This is a genomic window from Falsiroseomonas sp. (genome assembly GCF_030695085.1).
GTDB lineage: Bacteria > Pseudomonadota > Alphaproteobacteria > Acetobacterales > Acetobacteraceae > Falsiroseomonas.
In genome coordinates, this window is record NZ_JAUYTS010000189.1 from 1 (window position 1) to 16,179 (window position 16,179).

At 69.0% G+C, this 16,179-nt stretch carries 13 protein-coding genes; 5 read left to right on the forward strand and 8 right to left on the reverse strand.

Annotation, left to right across the window (positions count from 1 at the left end):
* The 3 genes from Q8S40_RS20385 to Q8S40_RS20395 form a co-directional block, all read right to left on the reverse strand.
* A partial coding sequence (locus Q8S40_RS20385) for a hydantoinase/oxoprolinase family protein (protein WP_305671866.1) occupies window positions 1-1,643 on the reverse strand: 1,643 nt, incomplete at its 3' end.
* 2 nt (window positions 1,644-1,645) lie between these two features.
* Window positions 1,646-2,887 carry an FAD-binding oxidoreductase gene (locus tag Q8S40_RS20390; protein ID WP_305671867.1) on the reverse strand — a complete coding sequence of 414 codons (1,242 nt, stop codon included), beginning with the start codon at window positions 2,885-2,887 and terminating at the stop codon, window positions 1,646-1,648.
* An 86-nt stretch (window positions 2,888-2,973) separates the two neighbouring features.
* Window positions 2,974-3,684 carry an IclR family transcriptional regulator C-terminal domain-containing protein gene (locus tag Q8S40_RS20395; protein ID WP_305671868.1) on the reverse strand — a complete coding sequence of 237 codons (711 nt, stop codon included), beginning with the start codon at window positions 3,682-3,684 and terminating at the stop codon, window positions 2,974-2,976.
* A gap of 11 nt (window positions 3,685-3,695) precedes the next feature.
* Between Q8S40_RS20395 and Q8S40_RS20400 the strand changes: the two genes are divergently transcribed.
* Together Q8S40_RS20400 and Q8S40_RS20405 are read left to right on the forward strand one after the other, a co-directional pair.
* Complete coding sequence (locus Q8S40_RS20400; RefSeq protein WP_305671869.1) at window positions 3,696-4,679, forward strand: RHO alpha subunit C-terminal catalytic domain-containing protein; 984 nt, start codon at window positions 3,696-3,698, stop codon at window positions 4,677-4,679.
* A complete protein-coding gene (locus Q8S40_RS20405) occupies window positions 4,676-6,091 on the forward strand; it encodes a glutamine synthetase family protein (protein WP_305671870.1) in 1,416 nt (471 codons plus the stop codon). The genes Q8S40_RS20400 and Q8S40_RS20405 overlap by 4 nt, the downstream gene beginning before the upstream one ends.
* A gap of 31 nt (window positions 6,092-6,122) precedes the next feature.
* Here Q8S40_RS20405 and Q8S40_RS20410 read toward each other — a convergent pair whose 3' ends face one another.
* Window positions 6,123-7,688 carry an ABC transporter substrate-binding protein gene (locus Q8S40_RS20410; protein WP_305671871.1) on the reverse strand — a complete coding sequence of 522 codons (1,566 nt, stop codon included), beginning with the start codon at window positions 7,686-7,688 and terminating at the stop codon, window positions 6,123-6,125.
* Window positions 7,689-7,782: 94 nt separating this feature from the next.
* Here Q8S40_RS20410 and Q8S40_RS20415 point away from each other — a divergent pair, with 94 nt between their 5' ends.
* The 3 genes from Q8S40_RS20415 to Q8S40_RS20425 all read left to right on the forward strand — a co-directional run bounded on the left by Q8S40_RS20415 (window position 7,783) and on the right by Q8S40_RS20425 (window position 11,558).
* Window positions 7,783-9,165: an amidohydrolase family protein gene (locus Q8S40_RS20415; protein WP_305671872.1), complete on the forward strand. Its 1,383-nt coding sequence runs from the start codon at window positions 7,783-7,785 to the stop codon at window positions 9,163-9,165.
* A gap of 10 nt (window positions 9,166-9,175) precedes the next feature.
* A complete protein-coding gene (locus Q8S40_RS20420; RefSeq protein WP_305671878.1) occupies window positions 9,176-10,480 on the forward strand; it encodes an NtaA/DmoA family FMN-dependent monooxygenase in 1,305 nt (434 codons plus the stop codon).
* Window positions 10,481-10,553: 73 nt separating this feature from the next.
* A complete protein-coding gene (locus Q8S40_RS20425) occupies window positions 10,554-11,558 on the forward strand; it encodes an aldo/keto reductase (RefSeq protein WP_305671873.1) in 1,005 nt (334 codons plus the stop codon).
* On the opposite strand, the gene Q8S40_RS20430 is transcribed toward Q8S40_RS20425, so the two are convergent.
* The 4 genes from Q8S40_RS20430 to Q8S40_RS20445 form a co-directional block, all read right to left on the reverse strand.
* Window positions 11,559-13,247 (reverse strand): putative 2-aminoethylphosphonate ABC transporter permease subunit, encoded by a 1,689-nt coding sequence (locus Q8S40_RS20430; RefSeq protein WP_305671874.1) that lies wholly within the window; start codon window positions 13,245-13,247, stop codon window positions 11,559-11,561.
* Entirely contained in the window at window positions 13,240-14,346 is a 1,107-nt protein-coding gene (locus Q8S40_RS20435) for an ABC transporter ATP-binding protein (protein ID WP_305671875.1), read from the reverse strand. Before Q8S40_RS20435 ends, Q8S40_RS20430 begins: the two co-directional genes overlap by 8 nt.
* Complete coding sequence (locus Q8S40_RS20440; RefSeq protein ID WP_305671876.1) at window positions 14,346-15,377, reverse strand: putative 2-aminoethylphosphonate ABC transporter substrate-binding protein; 1,032 nt, start codon at window positions 15,375-15,377, stop codon at window positions 14,346-14,348. Before Q8S40_RS20440 ends, Q8S40_RS20435 begins: the two co-directional genes overlap by 1 nt.
* A gap of 78 nt (window positions 15,378-15,455) precedes the next feature.
* On the reverse strand, window positions 15,456-16,179 hold a 724-nt coding region (locus Q8S40_RS20445), incomplete at its 5' end, for an oligopeptide/dipeptide ABC transporter ATP-binding protein (RefSeq protein ID WP_305671877.1).

The window sequence follows — 16,179 nt, forward strand, 5'->3', positions numbered from 1 at the left end:
CAGCGCAGCGCCAGGATGCGGCGCGCGCCACCGGGGGCATGGCCGCGCGTGGCGGCATGGGCGGCATCGAAGCGCGCGGCCAGCGTGGCCGCCGGCTCGCCGGGGGTGAAGGGCACCTCCAGCGGCTCCGCCTGGCCGCCATAGGCCATGGCGAGGCTGTGGCGAAGTTCCGCCGTGCAGCCCCAGGCGGCGAGGCGCGCCGTCAGCGCCTCCGCCTGCGCCAGGGGCTGCAGCTGGGAAAAGTCGTCCAGCACGAGGTCGCATGGCGCCTCCAGCGATGCGGAGGCCGGTGCCAGGGCGAGGCCGAAAGCCGAGAGCAATCCGGGCGCGGGCGGCACCAGCACGCGGCGGGCGCCGATGCGCTGCGCGATGGCTGCGGCATGCAGCGGCCCGGCGCCGCCGCCAGCCACCAGAAGTGCCGTGGTCGGGTCCAGCCCCCGCCGCAGCGCGATACGGCGCAGGGCGCCGGCCAGCACGGCCTCCGCCAGCTCCAGCGCCGGCGTGGCATCCGTGGTGCCGAGCGCGGCGTGCAGGGCGGTGGCAGCGGCCGCGCGGTCCAGCGCCTGGCCGGAGAGCGTGGCGGGCAGCCAGCCGGCCAGCAGCGCGGCATCCGTCAGCGTCGCCTGGCCGCCGCCGCGGCAGGCGGGGCGTGCGGGCGCGCCGAAGCGGATGCGGCCGCCCAGCAGCGCCAGGGTGGAGCCACCGCCCATCGCCAGGCTTTCCACATCCAGCGCCGGGCAACGCAGCCTTAAGGTGCCCAGGCCGATCTCCCGCGCCGTCAGCGGCGCCCCGGCGCGTACAAGGCTGACCTCCGCGGTGGTGCTGCCCATGTCGAGGCCGATGGCATCCTCGCCTGCCGCCCAATGCGCGACGGCGCGCGCACCGGCCGCCGGGCCGGACAAGGCGAGGCCGAGCGGCTGTGCCAACGCATCCGCCAGCGGCGCCAGCCCGCCTTCCGCGCGCAGCACCCAGGGCGCGGGCAGCAGGCCGGTCAGGCGTGTTTCCAGCAGCGGCTTCAGCGCGGCATCGGCCAGCGTCGCCAGCATGCGTTCGAATTCGCGCAGGCCGGGATCGACCTGGTACGACAGCGACAAGCGCAGATCGGGCCGGATGGCTTGGATCGCCTGCGCCACCGCCTGTTCATGCGCGGGGTTCAGCGGCGCGAACAGCAGGCAGATGGCCACCGGCGTGCCCTGCGGCAGGGCCGCGAGCAGCGCGGGCAGCGGCGCGAGGGGCTCCACCTCGACGCCGCGCGCATCGATGCGGCCGGCGATCTCGCAGCGCCAACCGGGTGGGGAGAGCCAAGGCGGCGTCGGTGGGGGCGGCGCCTCATCCATCGGGTCGCGCTTGGACTGGCGGCCGAGATCGGGCACATCGCCGAAACCCTGCGTCGTGACCAAGGCCGCCGGGCTGGCCGTGCCGCTGACCAGCGCATTGGTGGCGAGCGTGGTGGACAGGCGCAGCCGTGCCACTTCCTCCGGCGCAATGCCGGCGGCGGCGAGCAGCGCGGCGATGGATTCGCGGAGCGGCACGGCGTGGTCGCTCGGGTGTTTCAGTAGGATCGGCGGGGCGTCCTGCGCGCTGGCAAAGATGTCCGAAAAATCACCGCCGATATCGATCGCGACATCGAGGCAGCGCGTCATGCTCAGGCGGCCCAGCGGGTCGGGGCAAAGGCGGACAGGTCAATCTCCGGATCGCGCCCGGCGACGAGATGCGCGATCTCGCGGCCGGTGCTGGCGGCGCCGCACATGCCGATATGGCCGTGGCCGAAGGCGAACCAGGCATTGTCCACGCGCGGCGCGCGGCCGATCACCGGCAGGCTGTCCGGCAGGCAGGGGCGATGGCCCATCCATTCGCTGGTGCTGCTGGTATCGAGATGCGGGAACATCTCCTTCCCGCGTGCCAGCAGCATCGCGGCGCGCCTGAAATCCGGCGCGGCGTTGAGCCCTGCGAATTCCACGGACCCCGCCAGGCGCAGGCCCATCTGCATGGGGTTCACCATCAGGTTGTGCTCCACCGCCATCACGGTGTGGCGCAGCGCGAGGTTGTTGCTGGCGACCGTCACGTGATAGCCGCGCTGCGTCTCCAGCGGGATGCGCGGGCCGAGCTGGTTGGCAAGTTTCGCGGACCAGGCGCCGCCGGCGAGCACCACGCCCTCCACCTCCATCGTCTCCCCGCCCTCCAGCTCCAGCGCATGCACGGAGCCGCCCTTGACGCGGAAGCCGGTGACGCGGGCGCGATGCACCGCCGCGCCATCGCGTTCGCATTGCTCGAACAGCGCGCGGGTCATCGCGGCGGGGTCGAGCGTGCTGCCATTCTCGGGCGCCAATATGCCGAAGCGGAAGCGGCCCTTGAGGTCGGGTTCCAGCGCGACCAGTTCATCCTCGGCCACATCACGCATCTCGACGCCGAGGGAGCGGCGGAGATTCATCCCCCAGGCCCATTGCCGCGCGGCCTCGGCGCCGGAATAGACATAGAGGCAGCCGCTGCGGCGCATCAGTCCGCTGGCATTGGCGCGTTGCAGCAGCGGCTCGTAGCATTCGAAGATCGGCGCCAGCAGGCCACGCAAGGCGGTGGCGATGCGGACGACTTCATCCCGCGACGAATGCTTCAGGAAGCGCATCAGCCAGGGCGCGGCGACGGGCGCATACCACCAGCGCACGGCGAGCGGCCCGAGCGGATCCAGCAGCCAGCCCGGCACCTTCTTCCACATCCCCGGCATGCCGACCGGCAGGCAGGCGGAAGGCGAGAGCGAACCGGCATTGCCGAAGGAGGTGGCCTCCGCCGGGCCGAGCGGATCGACGAAGGTGACCTGGTGGCCGTCGCGCTGCAGCCAGGCCGCGGTGGCGGTGCCGACGATGCCGTTGCCGATCACCGCGATGCGCATGCTGGGTCCCAATGCCTGGCGAGTGTTCGAAGACCGAACGTCTGTGCGAATGCTAACCCGTGTCGCGCGCGACGCGCAACGACGCGCTACAACAATTGCTGCGCAAGATCGGCGGCCTGTGCGCGCAGCAGCGGCAGATAGGCCTCGCGGAAGGCAGTCGCCGTGCCGCGTTCCGTGTGCATGCCGATATTGAGCGCGGCGACCACGCGCCCATCGTAGCGCCGCAGCGGCACGGCCAGGGAACGAAACCCCTGCTCGGCTTCCTGATCCACCAGGGCAAAGCCATCGCTGCGCGCCTTGGCGATGCGTTTGCGGATGCGCAGCGGGTCGAGTTCCGTCTGCGGCGTGATCGCCACGGGTGGGTGCTTCGCCAGCACCGCCTCCATTTCTGACTCCGGCAGCCCGGCCAGCAGCACGCGGCCGAGGGCGGTGCAGAAGGCGGGCAGGCGCAGGCCGACATTGGTGGTCAGGTTCAGCAGGCGCGCCGGCTGGCCATAGGCGATGAAGACGATCTCCGCCCCATCCAGCACCGCGGCGGAACAGGGCGCGCCGACCTCCGCGCTCAATCTCTCGCAGCGTGGCTGGAGGATGTTGGACAGGCCATTGGCGCCGAGATAGCCGGCGGCGAGCCGAAGCACGCCGGGTGTGAGGCGGAACAGCTTGCCCTCCGCCTCCACATGGCCGAGCACGACCAGCGTGTGCAGCGCGCGGCGCACGGTGGCGCGCGGCAGGTCCACCGCGCGTGCCACCTCCGCCAGGGTCATCTGCCGGCGCTCCGGCCCGAAAGCCTGCAGCACGGCCAGGCCGCGTGCCAGGGCTTCAAGGAAATCCGGGCCGTGTCCGGCCGTCTCGCGGCGCTCGGCATCCCCGGCATTCAGGCGCGGCACCGCCCTTCCCGGCGCTGGATTGCTTCACCGCGCCGGACAGCCACACCTTCGCCTTCAAGGGGCTGATCTCCTGCAACTGGCTGCAGGCGCTGGAGGTCGGCATCGACCCCGCCCATGCCAGCTTCCTGCACCGCTTCTTCGAGGATGGCGACGCGGCCGAGGCCTATGGCAAGCAGTTCCGCGCCACCTCCGACGGCTCCGACCTGCCGATGACCTATGTGCTGCGCGAATATGCCCGGCCGCGGATCGAGGTGGAGAACACGGAGTATGGCCTGCGCGTCACCGCGCTGCGCACCATCAACGAGGCGACGACGCATGTGCGCGTCACCAACCTGGTCTTCCCGCAGGCTTTCGTCATTCCGATGAGCGCGGAGATGACCATCACCCAGTGGCACATGCCGGTGGACGACACGCATACCTATTGGGTCGCGATCTTTACCAGCTTCGCCAGGCCGGTGGACCGCGCGCAGATGCGCGCGCAGCGTCTGGAATCCTACAGCCTGCCGGACTACCTGCCGAAGCTTGGCCGCCACAATGACTACGGCTTCGACCCGGATGAACAGGCTACCGAGACCTATACGGGCATGGGCGAGGACATCAACGTCCACGACCAATGGGCGGTGGAATCGCAGGGCGCCATCCAGGATCGCACGCGGGAGAACCTGGCGAGCAGCGACAAGGCGATCGCCGCCAATCGCCGCCTTCTGCTGCGCGCCATGGCGGCGATGGAGGAAGGCCGCGCGCCGGCGCTGATGCAGGATGCGGAGGCGACGCCGCGCATCATCGGCCCCGCCACCATCGACACCATGGCGCCGACCGCCGAATGGGAAAGCCGCTGGCGGGAGGCCGTTTCGCGCCGGCGTGGCGCCGCCCCCTGGGCCCCGCCGGCACTCGCCGCGGAATGAACTTCGTCGAACGCCACGGGCTGCACAGCGAGGCCGAGCGCGCGGAAGTCCTGCGGCAGATCGAGGCGGCGGGCCTCGGCGTGCTGCGCCTGGCCTTCCCGGACCAGCACGGCATCCTGCGTGGCAAAACCATCATGGCTAGCGAAGCTGCGGGCGCGCTGGCCAATGGCGTTACGATGACCACCACGCTGCTGCTGAAGGACACCTCACACCGCACGGTCTTCCCGGTATGGTCCGCCGGCGGCGCGCTGGGCGAGAAGGCGATGGAAGGCGCGGCCGATGCGCTGCTGATCCCGGACCCCACGACCTTCCGCATCCTGCCCTGGGCGCCGCATAGCGGCTGGGTTCTGTGCGACGCCTATTTTCCGGATGGCCGGCCGGTGCCGCTCGGCACGCGGCATCTGTTGCGCCAACAGGTTTCTAAAGCCGCTGAGCTGGGCTTCGATTTCGTCACCGGGCTGGAGGTGGAGTTCCACCTGTTCCGGCTGGTGGACCCGAAGCTGGACCCGTCCGATGCGGGCCAGCCCGGCACGCCGCCGGATGTCGCGCTGCTGACCCAGGGCTACAACTACCTGACCGAGCTGCGCTACGACCAGATCGACAGCGTGCTCGAGATCCTGCGGCGCGAGATCCAGGCGCTCGGCCTGCCACTGCGCTCGATGGAGGTGGAATACGGGCCGAGCCAGGTGGAGTTCACCTTCGGCCCGCAGGCGGGGCTGGCGAGTGCGGATGCGATGGTGCTGTTCCGCAGCGCGGTGAAGCAGGTGGCGCGGCGGCATGGCTACCACGCCACCTTCATGTGCCGCCCGCGCATTCCGAATGTGATGTCGAGCGGCTGGCACCTGCACCAGTCGCTGGTGCGCGAGGGTCGCAACGCCTTCATGGGTGATGGCACGTTGCTGTCGGAGACGGCGCGGCACTACCTCGGCGGCCTGCTGCATCATGCGCGTGCGGCGGCCGCCTTTTCCACGCCCACCATCAATGGCTATCGCCGCTACCGCAGCCATTCCCTGGCGCCGGACCGTGCCATCTGGGGCATCGACAATCGCGGGGTGATGGTGCGCGCGCTGGGTGCGCCGGGGGATGCGGCGACGCGGCTGGAGAACCGGGTGGGGGAGCCGGCGGCCAACCCGTATCTCTACCTGGCCTCGCAGCTCGCCTATGGGCTGGAGGGCATCGCCGCGCGGCGCGACCCTGGCCCGCCAGTCGATACGCCCTATGAGACGGATGCGCCGCTGCTGCCGCGCAGCCTGGCGGAAGCGGTGGCGGCGCTGGAGGAGAGTGCCGCCGCGCGCGCCGCCTTCGGGGAGACCTTCGTGAGCTACTTCGCGCGTCTGAAGCGCGCCGAGATCGCCCGCTTCGAGGCCGAGGTGTCCGAATGGGAACACCGCGAATACTTCGAGTTGTTCTGACCTGGCCGGGGCAGGCCCCGGCCCCTTCAGCCTATTCCGCCGGCTTCATCGACATCGCATAGGTCTCCTCGTCGTTGCGCGCGAGGACCTGGATGTTGCGGCGCGACGCCCAGATGTTCACCTGATGGTGCAGCGGGATGATGGCATGGTCCGCCATCGCGATGCGGGTCGCCTGCCGGTACAGTTCCTCCCGCTGTTCGACATCGATCGTTGTCAGCGCACGCTCAAGCAGCGCGTCGAATTCCGGGTTGGAGTAGAGCGAGCGGTTGGAGGTGCCGCGGCCGCGGTCGCGGTTCGGCGTGGCGATCAGCCCGACCATCGGGCTGTCCGGTTCACCCGTGCCGGTGCCCCAGCCGGACAGGCCGATGGGGAATTCGTTGCGGGCGGAGCGGCTGAAATAGACGTTGGACGGCATCGCCTGCACATCCGCGCGCACGCCGATGCGCGCCCACATCTGGGCGACGGCCTGGATGATCTGCGCATCGTTCACGTAGCGGTTGTTGGGGCCGGCGAGCAGCACGCGGAAGCCGTTCGGGAAACCCGCATCGCGCAGCAATTGCTGCGCGCGGGGAACGTCGAATGTCGCCGGCTTCAGGGATGGGTCATGCCCCATGACGCCTTCGGCCAGGAACTGGCCGGAGGGCGAGGCGAAGCCGCCCATCACGCGGCTGACGATGGCATCGCGGTTGACCGAGATCGACAGGGCCTCCCGCACGCGGTTGTCGCGCAGCGGGCTGCGCTCGAGCCTCTCGCCATTCGGCCCGGACACGCCCGGCGTGTCGTCACGCTGGTGGTCGAGATACAGATAGATGTTGCGCAGCGCCGCGCGGCTGGCGATGCGGATGTTCGCGTCATTGCGCAGCGTGTCCACGTCCCGCGTCGAGACCGCGTCGATCACCTGCACATCGCCCGCGCGCAACGCGGCGATGCGGGAGGCGTCATTGGCGATGATGCGGTAGCTCACCCGCGCCCAGGGCTGCGCCGGACCCCACCAGGCGGGGTTGCGTTCCATCATCGCATCGCTGCCCGGCGTGTAGGACAGAAGGCGATAGGGACCGGTGCCGATGGCGGCGCGGCCATTGTTGAAATCGGCGGTGTCGATATCCGTGCCGAACTGCTTGCTGATGATGGGGATGCCGCTCATCCAGTTCGGCATCAGCGGGTTGGGGGAGGCGGTGTGCATGCGGATGGTGTGCGGGTCCACCACCTCCAGCCGCTGCACCTGGCGGGTATAGATGGTGTAGCTGCCCGGGCTGTTGCGCACATTCGGCACCCGCTCGAAGGTCGAGACGATGTCCTCCGCCGTGAAGGGCGAGCCGTCGTGCCAGGTGACGCCCTGGCGCAGCTTGAATTCCCAGACGGTGGGGCTGACCGAGGTCCAGGATTCGGCCAGGCCCGGGCGCAGGCGGAAATCCTCATCCGTGCCGACCAGGCGGTCGAAGACATGCTTGTTCAGCGCGTTGTTCGGCGTGAGCGTGTGGTAGTGCGGGTCCATCGAGGTGAAGGCACCGCCGACGGCGATATTGAGCGTCTGCGCCGAGGCACCCGCCATCGCGCCGAACGCCAGGAAGGTTGTGGCCAGCAGGGTCTTGTGCATCGGTATCTCCCCGGACATGCTCGTGGCAGGCATCGTATTGTTCGCACAGGGTGACCGCAACCGCCTTGTCACACCACCAGGGGAAACCGCACCGATGGATTTGCTCGTCACCGATGCAGTCATCGTCACCCAGGATGCAGAGCGCACGATTCTTGACCGCGGAGCGATCGCGATCCGCGGCGATCGCATTGCCGATATCGGGCCGACCGCGCGGTTGGAGGCGGCCTATCCGGACCTGCCGCGCATGGCCGGGCGGGGCAAGGCCGTGCTGCCGGGCTTCGTGAATGCCCACACGCATACGATCCTGACGGTGCTGCGCGCGACGGTGGAGGATTGGTCGGGCAACGCCGTATACGGCTATATGTCGCCCGTATCGTACACGATGACGCCGCATGAGCGTGCGGTGATGGGCATGCTCGGCATTGTCGAGGGCATTCGTTCCGGCGCCACCACCTTCGTCGATCCGTTCCGCCATGTGCCGGACTATGCCGACGCGATGGCGTCTCTGCGCGTGCGGCTGGTGCTGAGCGAGAACTGCGCCGATGTGAACACGCTGAAGATCCGCCATGGCGACTGGTCGCAGGACCCGGCCTTCGGCGAGGGCTTTCTGGAACGCACGCGCGACGGCATCGCACGGTTCCACAACACGCATGAGGGGCGCCTGCAGATCCAGATCGCCGCGCATGCGACGGATAACTGTACGCCGGAGTATCTTGAGAAGCTGACGGACCTCGCGCGCCAGCACAACATGCCGCGCACCATCCACCTGGCGCAGTCGGTGGAGGAGATCCGGGTGATCCGGGAGAAGTATGGCTGCACGCCGGCGGAGTATCTGGCCCGCCATGGCTGGGCGGAACCCGATGTGGTCGGCGCGCACTGGACGTACCTGACAGAGCGCGACATCGCGCTGCTCGGTGAGCGTGGCATGCAGATGGTGCATTGCCCGGCCAATGGCTCTCGCCGCGGGCCGCATCCGGTGCTGGCGAAATCCATCCGCCGCGCCGGCATCAACATCTGCTTCGGCACGGACAACATGACGGAGGATATGTTCCACGCCATGAAGATCGGCCTGATCGTACATCGTGGCGCGGAGAACCAGCAGGGCACGGACCCGCAGCCGGAGGATATCTTCGATAGCTGCAACCGCAACGGCGCGCGCAGCATCGGGCGGCAGGACGATATCGGCAGCCTCGAAGTGGGCAAGAAGGCTGATCTCACCTTCCTCAATTTGAACACGCCGGCGCTGCGGCCGGTGACGAACCTCATCGGCAACATCGTGCATTACGGGCATCCGGGCACGGTGGAATCGGTGATGGTTGATGGCGAATTCGTACTGCGCGACGGCAAGCTGCTGGTGGCGGATGAGATGGCGTTGCTGGAGGAAGCGCAGGCGGTGACCAAGGCGGTCTGGGCGCGGATGCTGGCGAACAACCCGGACCTGCCGCCGCCGCGCAAGCTGAACTGGCTGGATGTGTAAGGGCGTGACGATGCCGAAGAAGATGCACCTGGTCGCCTATCTGAAGACCGGGCCGAGTGCCAGCTACCCCGGAAGCTGGCGCCACCCGACGGCGACCTTGCACGATCTGTTCGAACCTTCCCGCTACGAACATATCGCCCGCGTGCTGGAAGCCGCCTGCTTCGATGCGTGCTTCTTCGCCGATGGGCTCGGGCTGCCCGACAACTACAAGAACCACTTCGCGGATTATGCCGGGCGTGGCGGGCAGACCAGCATGCTGGACCCGATGGTGGTGCTGCCGCTGATGGCGCGCGTCACGACGCATCTCGGCCTCGGCGCCACGCTGTCGACCACCTTTCATAATCCCTACAACCTGGCGCGCGCGCTGGGCTCGCTGGACCTGATCAGCAAGGGGCGCGTCGCGTGGAATGTGGTGACCACGGCGCGGGAGTTCGAGGCGCAGAATTGCGGGCCGGACTCCCTGCCGCCGAAGGAAACCCGCTACGACCGTGCGGATGAAATCCTCGAAGCCTGCTGTGCCTTGTGGGATGGATGGGATGCGGATGCGCTGGTGCTCGACAAGGAAAGCGGCGTCTTCGCGGATGCAGGGAAGATCCGCTACGCGAATTATGTCGGCCAGCATGTGTCCTCGCGCGGGCCGCTCTCCATTCCGCGCAGCCCGCAGGGGCGGCCGGTCATCATGCAGGCGGGGTCCTCCGAACGCGGGCGCCAGTTTGCGGCGCGCTGGGCGGAGATGATCTTCTGTTCGCCGGCCACCAAATCCGCCGCCATCGCATATCGCAACGATATCCGCGGGCGGATGGAAGCCATCGGCCGCAACCCGGATGAATGCGCGGTGCTGCCGACGCTGCAGCTGGTGATCGGGGAGACGGAATCGATCGCGAATGAGAAGGCGGAGCTCTACGCCTCCCTCGCCGATCCGGAGCTGGTGCTGGCGGCCAGCTCCTGGGCCGTGGCGGCCGATCTCAGCCTGCTGGAAACGCCGGAGGCGATCGAGGGCCAGGGCGGCAACCAGGGCGTCCAGGGGCACCGGGACCGGATGATGCAGGTGGCCAAGGCCAAGGGCATCAGCTTCGCCGAAGCCGTGCGCCGCCCGCGCGACCTGACGGCCGGTACGCCCACGATGATCGCCGATATCATCGAGGATTGGTTCAAATCGGGCGCCTGCGACGGCTTCATCCTGCCGCCCACCACCTTCCCCACCAGCTTCGAGGAATTCGGCACCATGGTGGTGCCCGAACTGCAACGCCGCGGCCTGTTCCGTACCGCCTATGCCGGGTCTACATTGCGGGAGAATTTGCATAATCCGGGGTGATGCCGTCCGATGACCGCAGGGCCGAATGGCCCGGAGGTCTGAATCGGCCGGCGGAAATGGGAGCAACACGTCCATGAACTACCGCAATCTGGGCCGCAGCGGCCTGCGTGTCTCCCCGCTCTGCCTCGGCGCCATGATGTTCGGCGGCGCGACGGATGAGGCGACCAGCCGCCGCATCATCGATACGGCGCGCGGCCAGGGCATCAACTTCATCGACACCGCGGATGCCTATAATGGTGGTGCGTCGGAGGAGGTGGTGGGCCGCGCCATCGCCGCGGATCGCGCCTGGTGGGTGCTGGCGACCAAGCTCGCCAATCCGGTGATGCCGGGGCCGAATGGTGGTGGGCTGTCGCGCATCCACATCATGCTGGCGGTGGAGGCCAGCCTGAAGCGGCTGGGCACCGATTGCATCGACATCCTGTACTGGCACAAGGAGGATCACGGCACCCCACTGGCGGAGGCCGTGCATGCCATGGCGGATCTGGTGCGCGCCGGGAAGATCCGGCATTTCGGCGTCTCCAACCATCGCGCCTGGCGCGTGGCGGAAATCTGCCGGCTGTGCGACCTGGCGGGCATCGACCGGCCGGTGGTCAGCCAGCCGCTGTACAATGCGCTGAACCGGATGGTGGAAGTGGAGCATCTGCCCGCCTGCGCGCATCTCGGCCTCGGCGTGTTTCCGTATTCGCCGCTGGCGCGCGGCGTGCTGACCGGCAAGTACAAGCCGGATGCGGCACCGCCGGAGGGCACGCGCGCGGCGCGGCAGGACAAGCGCATGATGGAGACGGAGTGGCGCCCGGAAAGCCTGCGCATCGCGGCGGAGATGGCGGCGCGCGCGGCGGAACGCGGCGTCTCGCCCGGGCAATTCGCACTGGCCTGGCTGCTGAACAGCCGCCTCGTCACCGGCGCCATTGTCGGCCCGCGGACGGAGGCGCATTGGGCGGACTACATGGGCGCACTCAACTACCGCTTCACCGCGGAGGATGAGGCGCTGGTGGACGGGCTGGTGGCCGCGGGCCATCCCTCCACCCCTGGATACAACGACCCGGCCTATCCGCTGGAAGGCCGCGTCGCGCGCTGACTACCGCTGCCGCCAGCCCTGCGTCGCCCGCGCCACCAGCCCGCCGGTGGCGAGCTGGAGCAGCTTCACTGAAGCCGTGATGGCCAGGATGGTCACCGCCATCGCCGCCGCGGCGCTGGATTGCCCGGCCTCATCCATATGCACCACCGCGACCGAGGCGGGCTTGGTGTCCGGGCCATACAGGAAGATCACGGCAGAGACCGTCGTCATCACGTTGACGAAGGCATAGACGGCGATGTCGAGGATCGCCGGCAGGCAGATCGGCACCGTCACCCGCCTGAAGGTCACCACCGCCGGCACCTTCAGGGATGCGCCGACGGATTCGAATTCCGGGTCGAGCTGGCGGATGGCGGTGACGGCCGTCAGGTGCATCACCGTGTAGAAATGCACCACGCCGTTCAGCACCAGGATCGCCAGCGTGCCGTAGAGGAAGCCGAGCGGGTTGGATGGGTGGTTGAAGAACAGGATGAAGGCGAGGCCGAGCACCAGCCCTGGCACGGCCAGCGGCACACCGGCGATGAAGCGCACCGCGCTGGCCAAGGCGCTGCCCGGCGTGCCGCGTTCCAGCAGCCAGGCGGTGGTGAAGATCAGCGCGGTGCCGCAGATGGCCGCTGCCGCCGCGATCCGCACCGAATTCCACAGCGCGGACCAGCCGGCGGTGTCGAACTGATCGAAATCGTAGTTCCGCAGCGTCAGGCTGAGATTGTAGGGCCAGAAGGTCACCAGTGAGCCCCACCCCGCCACGGCGACAAGCCCGACCAGCGCCACCGCCACCAGCACGCACAGTCCCAGCAGCGGCAGGTCCCGCGCCCGGCGCGGCTGCGGCACATAGGGCACGGCGCGGCCGGAAATCAGGCCGCTGCGCTGCCGGTTCGCCCAACGATCCGCGGCGAAGGCCAGCAGCGCCGGCAGCAGCAGCACCAGCCCCACCACGGCGCCCATGTTGAAGTTCTGCAGGCCGACAACCTGCTTGTACACATCCGTCGCCAGCACCGGGAACTGACCGCCGATCACCTTCGGAATGCCGAAATCCGTGACCACCAGAGTGAAGACGACAACGCTGGCGGACACCAGCCCATAGCGCGCCAACGGCAGCGTCACCGTGCCGAAGATGCGGAAGTGCCCGGCGCGCAGCACCGTCGCGGCCTCATACAGCCGCGCATCGGCGGTGGACAGCGCCACCACCAGGATCAGCGCCGCATGCGGAAAGCAGTAGAAGACCTGCGCCACCACAATGCCGATCGGGCCATAGATGCTGTTTCCGAACAGCAGGTCCCGCAGCATGCCCTGGTTGCCGAACAGGTAGATCAGCGCGAGCGCCGGCAGCAGCGAAGGCGCCAGCACCGGCAGCAGCATCACCGCCCGGAAGAAGCCCTTGGCCGGAATGCAGGATCGCGTCAGCGCATAGGCGAAGCCGAAGGCCAGCGGCACCACCAACATCGTGGTCAGCGCCGCGGTCCATACGCTGTTCCAGGCGGCCTGGCGCAGGCTCGGCGTTGTTGCGTATTCCGCGAAGTTGGACAGGCCGACGAAGCTGCCCTGCGCGTCCTGGAAGGCGCGCAGCAGCAGCGTGCCGAGCGGCAGCACCAGCCCGGCCAGCAGCACCGCGAAGGCCAGCAGTAGCCCGCCGCGCAGCGCCCGCGCCTCCAGCGATACGGTCGCGCCAGGCCGCAGGGCCGCGTCAGACATCCCGCGGGAAGACCATCAGCCGCTCGGCCGGCAGCGCGGCCAGCAGCACTTCCCCGATCGCAGGCGCGACGGCGGGGTTCACATCCGCCTCCAATTGCAGGCGGCCGACCTGCAGCGTGACCCGGCAGATCGGGCCGAGGAATTCCTGGTGCATCACCCGGGCGGCGAAATGCCCCTCCAGGGCCGAGGCGCTGGGGCCGAGTGCTACATCCTCCGGCCGGATGAAGGCCTGCACCGGCGTGCCATACAGCATGCGCCGCGCGCCGAGGCAGGGCAGCGTCAGCCCGTCCACGGCCAGCGAACCGGGCGTGGCATCCACCTTCGCGGCGAACTGGCTGGCATGGCCGACGAAACCGGCGACGAAGGCGCTGGCCGGGTGGCGATAGATGGTCTCCGGCGTGCCGATCTGCTCGATATGGCCGCGGGACATGACGACGATGCGGTCGGAGACGCCCATCGCCTCCTCCTGGTCATGCGTCACCATCACGGTGGTCACGCCAAGGCGGCGTTGCAGCGCGCGCAATTCCTGGCGCAGATGCAGCCGCACCTGGGCATCGAGCGCCGAGAGCGGCTCATCCAGCAGCAACAGGCCAGGCTCCGCCGCCAGGGCGCGGATAAGTGCCACGCGCTGCTGCTGGCCGCCGGAGAGTTGCGCCGGGTATTTCCGGGCATGTTCCGAAAGGCCGACCAGCTCCAGCAGCTCCGCCACGCGGTGGCTGCGGCGCGGCGCAGGCCAGGCCTTGCCGCGCAGGCCGTAGCCGACATTCTCGGTCACGCTGAGATTCGGGAACAGCGCGTAGGATTGGAAGACAATGCCGAAATCCCGCGCCGCGGGCGGCAGGAAGGTGATGTCCCGCCCATCCTGCAGGATGCGGCCGCTGGTGGCGGGGTCCAGCCCGGCGATGGCGCGCAACAGCGTGGTCTTGCCGCAGCCGGAGGGGCCGAGGAAGCACACGAATTCCCCCGCCGCCACCGTCAGGCTGGCGCGTTCCAGCGCGATGGTGGTGCCGAAATGCTTCGACACCTGTTCCACCACCAGATAGGGCGGCGCCGTGGTCGCGGTGGCCGCGGCCGGCGCCACGGCCAGTTGCGCGCTCATCAGTTGCGCGGGGCCGACTTGCTGTCGAAGCGGCTGGCCCATTCGCGCAGGATCGCGTCGCGGCGCAGCGCCACGTCGCGGAAATCCTGGCTGACCAGGCGCTGCTCGAACTCGGCCGGATAGTTCTGCACGGAGGGCTGCACGCCCGGCAGGGCGACCAGCGCGTAGTAGCGGCCATACAGCTCCATCGCCGGGCGGCTGACGGCGAAATCGGCCAGGCGCTTCGCCGCTTCCATGTTGCGGCTGCCGCGCAGGATGGCGGTGGCTTCCAGGTCGAAGCCCACGCCATCCGTCGGCACGATGATCTCGATCGGCGCACCCTGGTTGCGGAGCGTCACGGCGCGCATGTCGAAGGAGATGCCCATGCCGTATTCGCCGCGGGCGGCGTTGTTGCAGGGGGCGCTGCCGCTGTGGGTGTAGAGCTGGATGTTCTCGTGCAGGCCGGTCATGTAGTTCCAGGCCGCGTCATTGCCCTGCGCGCCGAGCCAGCCGGCGACGCTGAGGAAGCCGGTGCCGGAAGACGCCGGGTTCGGCATGACGATCTGGCCGCGATAGGCCGGGTTCAGCAGGTCCGCCCAGCTGCTCGGCCGCGGCAGGTTGCGCTGCTGGGCGACCACCGTGTTGAAGCAGATGGCGGAGACGAAGGCATCCATGCCGGTCCAGGTCATCGGGCTGCGGTCCGACCGGAAATTCGGGCGCAGCGCCTCCGCCCCCTGCGGCGTGTAGGGCTCCAGCATCTCCTGCGCCTCCATCTGCAGCAGCGAGAAGACGGAAAGGCCCCAGACCATGTCGGCGCGGGGGTTCTGGCGCTCCGCGATCAGGCGGGCGGTGATGATGCCGGTGGAATCGCGCACCCAGGCGATCTCGATCGAGGGCACCGCGGCCTCCGCGGCGCGCTTGAAGGGGGCGAGCTGCTCATTCTCCAGCGCGGTGTAGACGGTCAGGCGGGTGCGCTGCTGCGCCTCGGCGGCCGCGGGCAGCAGAGTGCAGGCCAAAGCGAGGGCGGTGGCGGTCAGGGTGCGGCGATGCATGATGGTGGCTCCGGGCGTTCCGCGCGGCTTGATGGCGCAGGCGGAACGGGCCGTCACATGAAGGTTTCATGGCGCTGCCTAACCCGCTGCAACCTCCGGAATGCGGTTGGCGCCTTCCGCGATGCGCAGGCAGGCGGCCTGGTGTCCTGCGTCGCCCTGGACGGCACGAAGCTCCGGCGCTGTCGCGCGGCAGGCGGGTAGGGCCACCGGGCAGCGGCTGGCAAAGTGGCAGCCGGGCGGCAATGCGATGGGGGAGGGGATTTCACCCTCCAGCACATGCCGCCGCAGCACCGCCTCCGGGTCCGCCGGCAGGTGCGCGGAGATCAGCGCCTGCGAATAGGGATGCGCCGGGTTGGCGAAGACCTGCGCGGCCGGCGCGTATTCCACGACGCCGCCGAGATACAGCACCATGATGCGGTCGCTGATGAGCTTCACCGTGCCGAGGTCGTGGCTGATGAACATCATCGCCACGCCGGTTTCCGCCTTCAGCTCCGCCAGCAATTCCAGGATTCCGGCGCGCACGGACAGGTCGAGCGAGCTGGTCGGCTCATCCAGCACGATCAGCTTCGGCTGGGTCGCGATGGCGCGGGCGATGCACACGCGCTGCAACTGGCCGCCGGATAATTCGGAAGGGTAGCGGCTCAGCAATTCGGTGGTCAGCCGCACGCGGCGGGCCAGGTGCTCGGCGCGGTCCTGGCGTTCGGAACGTGAGAGTTTCGTGTGCAGCAGCAGCGGTTCCGCGATCAGCTCACCGATGCGGATGCGCGGGTTCAGCGCGCTCCAGGGGTCCTGGAACACCATC